The following is a 6,543-nucleotide window of genomic DNA, read 5'->3' as shown; positions in this document are numbered from 1 at the left end:
GAGAATTATCTGGATAAAATTCAGTATATTAAATACATTATAATTGGTTTATCTTATTACAGTTTTGAATATGATTTAACCCAATCTTCTATAGCTTCTAGAGCGTTTAGATATTATTCTATTTTGAAAGATTTTCACAATATTGTATCTACAGAAGAATATAATAGTTTTAAAGAAGTTAATGATAAAGTATTTATTACCGAATATAATCACGTTTATGTTGACAGTTTTAAGGATACTGAATGGGATAATAAAAATAAGACTGAAGAGTTAGCTAAATTTATTGCTTTGGAAGAATCAAATAAAAACTATCCTAAAACGGTATTAGAAAATGAGAAAGTTTTGTCTAATTACCTTGATTTATTAAAAAGAAATAATATTAAACCTATTCTAGTAGTATGTCCAGTTTCAAAAATGTACTCAAAGTATTTTTCAAAGGAATTGATGCAGAGATTTTATAACAGCATAAATAAATTAAAAAAGATATATAGTTTTCATGTTTATGATTTCTTTACGTCAAATTTATTTTGTGATAATGATTTTTATGATTTTACTCATCTAAATGAGGTTGGAAGTGAAAAATTAACTAATATTCTTAACGATATTATTAGTTAAGCTATATCAATAAGATTCTATATATGCTAAGGTGGGTTAACTATGAAAGAAATAGCAGTAGTAATATGCAATTATAATAAAAAGGAGTACTTACTCAAATGTATAGGTTCACTTTTGAAATCAACATATACGAATTTTGATGTTTATGTTATAGATAATGCATCTATGGATGGATCAGTAAATGCTGTTTTAGAACAATACAGAGATTCTGTTAATATTATTCGGAATGAAGAAAATTTAGGAGGGTCAGGAGGATTTAATTCAGGTATAAAAGCGGTTGTTAATAATGGGTATAAATATATATATCTGTTAGATAATGATGTGATTTTGGATAAAGATGCATTATGTGAATTGTATGAATTCATGGAGGTCAATTACACTACTGGAATTGTAGGTTCAAAGATATATTCGATGGATAACCCTGATAATGTTCAAGAATTTGGATCTTACATTGACTTCTCAACTTTTAATATGAAACTTAGGAATAATGGAAATATAGATTCAAATAGTGATATGACATTCATCGAATGCGACTATGTACCAGCTTGTTCAGCTTTAATAAGAGTTGAAGCCATATTAAAAGTCGGATTAATTGACGAACAATATTTTGTATATTGGGATGATATAGATTTAGGATATAGATTAAAATCAGCAGGATATAAAGTGTTTGCAAGTTCAAAATCAAAAGTATGGCATAAGGGTGGTGGCACTGTAAGAAACAATACTTTTGGAACATATTATTTTTGGAGAAATAGGGTTCATTTTTTTAAAAAATGTTGTTCTGATGATGATATTGAAAGGTTTGTATCAAGACTGTTTGACGATATTTTTCAAGCAATGTATGCCTGCAACTACATAGGAAAGTATAGCAGCATAAAAACTATACTTATGGCTGTAGATGATGCTTTAAATGGAATACGTGGAAGAGCACCTGAAAATAGAATAATGGATGTTGAAAACATAGATGATAAGTTTACAAATATATTAAAAGATATAAAAAAGGTACTAGTTATACATAATTCGAATATCAAGATACTATTAGATGTTGTAAATAAAATAAAAAATGTTAATACAGAAATTCAAATAACTATTGCTGCTAAGAATTTAGAAGAATTGAATAATCAATTTGAGGATATAGAAAAAGTAGAAATACAGTCGCTTGATAATTTGTGTGTTTATGACTTGATTTGTAAAACTTGCTATCATATTTTTGATGCCAGAGATAATATGGAAGAGAATATAGTTTATGTAGATAGATTTTTCAATACTATAACATCTGAAAAGGATAGGGAGTATTTGAGTAATTATAATAATATGTATAATATGCTAAAAAATACTTTGTATTATGTATTGTTAAACAAATGTTTAAAGAAAAGGTGAGTATTATGTTCAAAGTGATAATATTCGGAACAGGTAAATCTGCTAACATCGTTGAAAATATGCTAAATGATAAAGTCGAGATTTTAGCATATTCAGATAATAACCAAAGTAAGTGGAGGCAAAAAAGAAATAGTAAAACGATTATATCACCAAAGCAATTGAATGAATATGAATATGACTATGTAATAATTGGAAGTCAATTTAATGAAGAAATATATATGCAATTAGTATCTATTGGAGTCCCGAGTAGCAAAATATTTCAGTTTTATAAATTTGCTGATAACTACAATAACTATTATAAAAATAATATTAAGTACTTTTTAAGCGTATGTGAAAATGTAGAACTAATTAGTACAGGTATATCGTATTCATGGTTTGGATTTAAATGCGATGTATGCGAAAAAAAAGCTTTTAATTTTGCATTTGGAAGTCAAGATTTATTTTATGATTTTTTTACTGTAAAACATCTTTTTGAAAATTATTCTGAAAAAATGAGCTGTGTAAAATATGCTTTGATTGGCATTTCTTATTATAGTTTTCAATATGATATGTCTCTTTCTTCTATGCGCGGTAAAGTTATTTTATATTATGATGTTCTTAGGAATGCTCATAATTTTAAAGAAATAAATCGGGTTTACAATGAATATGATATTAACAGAAGAGTTGCAGATAAAATATTCAAAAAGAATGCTGATGGAAACTATGAGTTTAAGCTAGAGGTTCCTACATTAAATGAGTATGAAGACAATTGGCTTATCGGTAAAAAACAGGCTAATATAGATTGTAATAAAAATTATCCTGAAACAGTAAAAGAAAATATTCAAATTGTTAAGGATTATATAAAATTTCTTGAAGATCATAATGTAAAACCTATAATAGTTGTATACCCAGCTACAAAATACTATACTGAGAATTTCTCTAAAAGAATAGAAGATGAATTTCATTTTATAATAAATCAAATTGAAAAGAAGTACAATTTTCAGTACATAGATTGTTTTAGATCTGATTTATTTACTGATGATGACTTTCGAGATGTATCACATTTGAATTTGCGAGGAGCGGAAAAATTTACAAAGATATTAAATGAAAAAATAAAATGGTAAACGTAACAAAAGATTATAAGTTGATGAAAGAGGACTTTTAATAGCGATAATGATAAGTGATGCAGAAAGAGCGTATCTTAAGTGTCGAAGCAATAGTTTATAGTAAAAAATAAGTATACAAGGCATAGATTTATCATTTCTTAACATGGCAGTATTTAGGTGAGCTTTCTGATTAGGAAAAACATGGGTCGGTGATTCAAGTTTATCTTTGAAAATTAAGTTTAGAATATTTATAAAGTTTATACCAATATTACTTGCATCAGGCAGGTCAAAACTATTTTATCTGTTCTTATAAAATATACCTTCCTTCCAATATATTAAAATGCAATGAAATATCACATTCGCTATGCATATGTGATAAACAGAATGAAGCTTGGTTCCATTTTGCAGTTTATAAAGATTAACAGTGTGTATCATTAATGGCAGTTCTTCCTCACGGAAAACTTTTAATCGGCCGTTCTATTTCTTTGAGTTTTCTAACTTTTTTAGGAAAGATGGCTGTGATATGATTCATTTTGCATATAAACACAAAATTTAATAGATGTAGATTTATTTATATACAATTTGTTAAAGTATAAAATAGCATTAATGAAATGGATAATAAGTACTGTTCAATTTTCATTAATAATCTACGATAATTTATATATGAATGACAAAACAGATTGGAGGAAACTTATGAGCACTCCTTTAGTCAGCATAGTGACTATATGCTGGAATAGAAGAAAAGATATTCTTGAAAGTCTAAAAGGAATATATGAAGTTGAATATGACAATTTAGAAGTGATTGTTGTAGATAACTGTTCAACAGATGGTACTTGTGAAGAAATCAGAAAACAATATCCAAAGGTTAAATTGATAGAAATGTTTAAAAATATAGGCATTGAGGCATATAATATTGGCTTCAAGAATGCGCAAGGTGAATACATAGTAATATTGGATGATGATTCTTTTCCACATAAGTATAGTGTAAAAAGAATGGTAGAGAAGTTTAAGCAAGACGAGAAACTAGGAATGGTGGCTTTTGATGTAAGGAATTACTATAATTATGACGAAGTAAAAGCTTCAGAGGATGAGGAAGATATAAACGAGGACACCTCTGCAAAGGCTAAAGATTACCTTATGGCATTTAATGGAGCAGGTGCAGCTGTAAGGAGAGAGCTGCTGGAACGAGTGGGCTTTTATCCAGAGGAATTTTTCTTATATTGGAATGAGCAGGATACTGCTTTTAGAATTTTGGACACAGGATATAAAATTGAGTTTTTCTCAGATGTGGTTTCATACCATAAGTATTCTCCTAAAAACAGGGCATCTTGGAGAGCTCCTTTTTATTATACAAGGAATGCATTCTGGCTTATATGGAAAAACTATCCTATGAATGCAGCAGTAAGACTTACAATTAACATGGTATACGATTGTTTTTACTACTCAATGGAGCAAAAAACTTTCATATATATAAAGGCCATGTTTAATGCCATTTTTAATGCTAATAAGATTAAAGGAAAGAGAAAAGTAGTTGGAGAATACATCTGGAAAAATTTTAGAATTCCTTTTAACGTTTCTTTTACATTCTTTAAATAGATAGGGGTAAAATGATGAAAGAACTTTTGATAATTCGCTCTGTAAGTTTTCAGCAGTTAGATTTAAACTTCACTGCTATAAAAGAAAAATATACTCACTGCAATATAAGTCTTCTTACCCATGAGCATGGAGTAAAGTTGGCGAAGAAGTATAAAGATATAAAAAATATATATGTTTATCCATATAAAGAAGGCTTCAAAGCAGGCAATAGTGTAGAAGAACTTAAGCAAAAGAAATTTGATGTAGTTATAGTACCTGTTACGAATATATCAGGTGCAGGTTTTTTTAATGTTTTGAAATTCTCTAAAATGATAAACGCAAATAAAAGAGTAATGTGTAATGTAGTATCAGAACTTAATGAAATATCCGATTCACGCATAGTGCTTATGCAGTTAAAAGATATATTATTTAAAACATCAGCGTCATTATTGACCGCTTTAATGACAGTATTTATGATTATTTTCCTGCCGCTGAAACTTAGAAGCTTAATAAAAAAATGAGCTGAATAGTTTTAATTTCAGAACTATTTATAAAAATTCGTTATTCCAGTAATGGCGATTTATGCATAGTAAGTATTTCAAAATAAAGCAAGGTGAACTATGCTTTATTTTTTTAGTCAGTAATACTATTGGAATCTTGGACTTATTCTATATGAATTCTAAGAATACAAATTTATAAGAATGAGAAATCTATCGTTTGGTAAGATTACTAAGGAAGAAACATATTCATAAAGGAATGGTGATTGTTTTGTATAAGGTTTTAATGTTTGGCACAGAAAAATCTTCAAATATAGTGGCTAGCATGTTAAAGGATGATGTGGAAATTTTAGCATATATAGATAATGATAAAAATAAGTGGGGAAGCAGAAAAAATGATAAGATAATTTTAGGACCACACGAGATAGGCTGTTTTGAATATGATTATATAGTTATAGGAGACCATTTTAATACGGATATATGCGAGCAGCTTTTAAACATAGGAATAGATAAGAACGAGATTTTTCAATATTACTTATTTCTAGACAATAACCTTAATTATTATAAATGGAAGATCAGTGATTTTGTTCTAAAGTACAGAGCAAAAGCTGAAGTTCTAAATACAGGTATGTTTTACTCATGGGTAGGTTTTAAAGCAGACGCATGCATTAAAAAAGCGTTTAATTTTGCATTTTCAAGTCAGGATCTTTTTTATGATTATCTCACTGTAAAATATCTTCTTAAGAATTGGCCTGAAAAAACTGACGAAGTAAGATATGTATTTATTGGTCTTAGCTATTACAGCTTTCAATATGATATGTCCTTATCCTCTATGAGACATAATGTAGTTTTATATTATGATATATTAAAGGAAGCACATCATTTTGACAATATAGAAGGTGTCTATGAAGACTATGCAATAAATAAGGAAATAGCTGATAAACTGCTAAGAAATAGAGATAATAGGATGTATGGCTTTAAGTGGAATATGACTAATTTAGATGAATACGAAGATAAGTGGTCAGTGGGTAAAAAGCAGGCAGAAATTGATTGTAACAAGGATTATCCTGAAACAGTAGCTGAAAACATAGAAATCTTTCAAAAATATCTTGAGCTTCTGAAGGATTACTCTATAAAACCTATAGTTGTAGTTTATCCGGCTTCAAAATATTATTACAAGAATTTTTCTGAGAAAATTGAACAAGAGTTTCATGGAATAATAAACGAAATGAGAGAACGTTACAATTTTCAATATCTAGATTATTTCAGAAAGGAGTTATTTAATGATGAAGATTTTGGAGGTGTTTCTTATTTAAATTATTATGGAGCTATTAAGTTTACAAAATTATTAAATGAACAGATGGACTGGAGCTAAATAATAAGTATATAAT

Annotated in this window: 6 protein-coding genes; all 6 read left to right on the top strand. The window is 28.1% G+C overall.

Features of this window, described 5'->3' with window-relative positions; genetic code table 11:
- Positions 1–615: D-alanyl-lipoteichoic acid biosynthesis protein DltD (locus tag CLORY_RS22235; RefSeq protein WP_242954486.1), on the top strand; the 615-nt coding region annotated here is incomplete at its 5' end.
- Between the two features lie 42 nt (positions 616–657).
- Positions 658–1,995, top strand: coding sequence for a glycosyltransferase family 2 protein (locus CLORY_RS22230; RefSeq protein ID WP_079428681.1), 1,338 nt, complete (start codon positions 658–660; stop codon positions 1,993–1,995).
- Positions 1,996–2,000: 5 nt separating this feature from the next.
- Positions 2,001–3,098: a chemotaxis protein gene (locus CLORY_RS22225; RefSeq protein WP_079428679.1), complete on the top strand. Its 1,098-nt coding sequence runs from the start codon at positions 2,001–2,003 to the stop codon at positions 3,096–3,098.
- A gap of 675 nt (positions 3,099–3,773) precedes the next feature.
- Positions 3,774–4,676 (top strand): glycosyltransferase family 2 protein, encoded by a 903-nt coding sequence (locus CLORY_RS22220; protein WP_079428677.1) that lies wholly within the window; start codon positions 3,774–3,776, stop codon positions 4,674–4,676.
- 14 nt (positions 4,677–4,690) lie between these two features.
- Complete coding sequence (locus tag CLORY_RS22215; protein ID WP_079428675.1) at positions 4,691–5,176, top strand: glycosyltransferase family 9 protein; 486 nt, start codon at positions 4,691–4,693, stop codon at positions 5,174–5,176.
- Positions 5,177–5,423: 247 nt separating this feature from the next.
- Complete coding sequence (locus CLORY_RS22210) at positions 5,424–6,527, top strand: chemotaxis protein (RefSeq protein WP_079428683.1); 1,104 nt, start codon at positions 5,424–5,426, stop codon at positions 6,525–6,527.
- Positions 6,528–6,543: the final 16 nt, after the last annotated feature.

It is taken from the genome of Clostridium oryzae, assembly GCF_002029235.1.
In the GTDB taxonomy this organism is placed as follows: Bacteria; Bacillota; Clostridia; order Clostridiales; family Clostridiaceae; genus Clostridium_AE; species Clostridium_AE oryzae.
The sequence above is the reverse complement of the archived record's forward strand: the minus strand, read 5'-3'. Positions and strand labels throughout refer to the sequence as shown.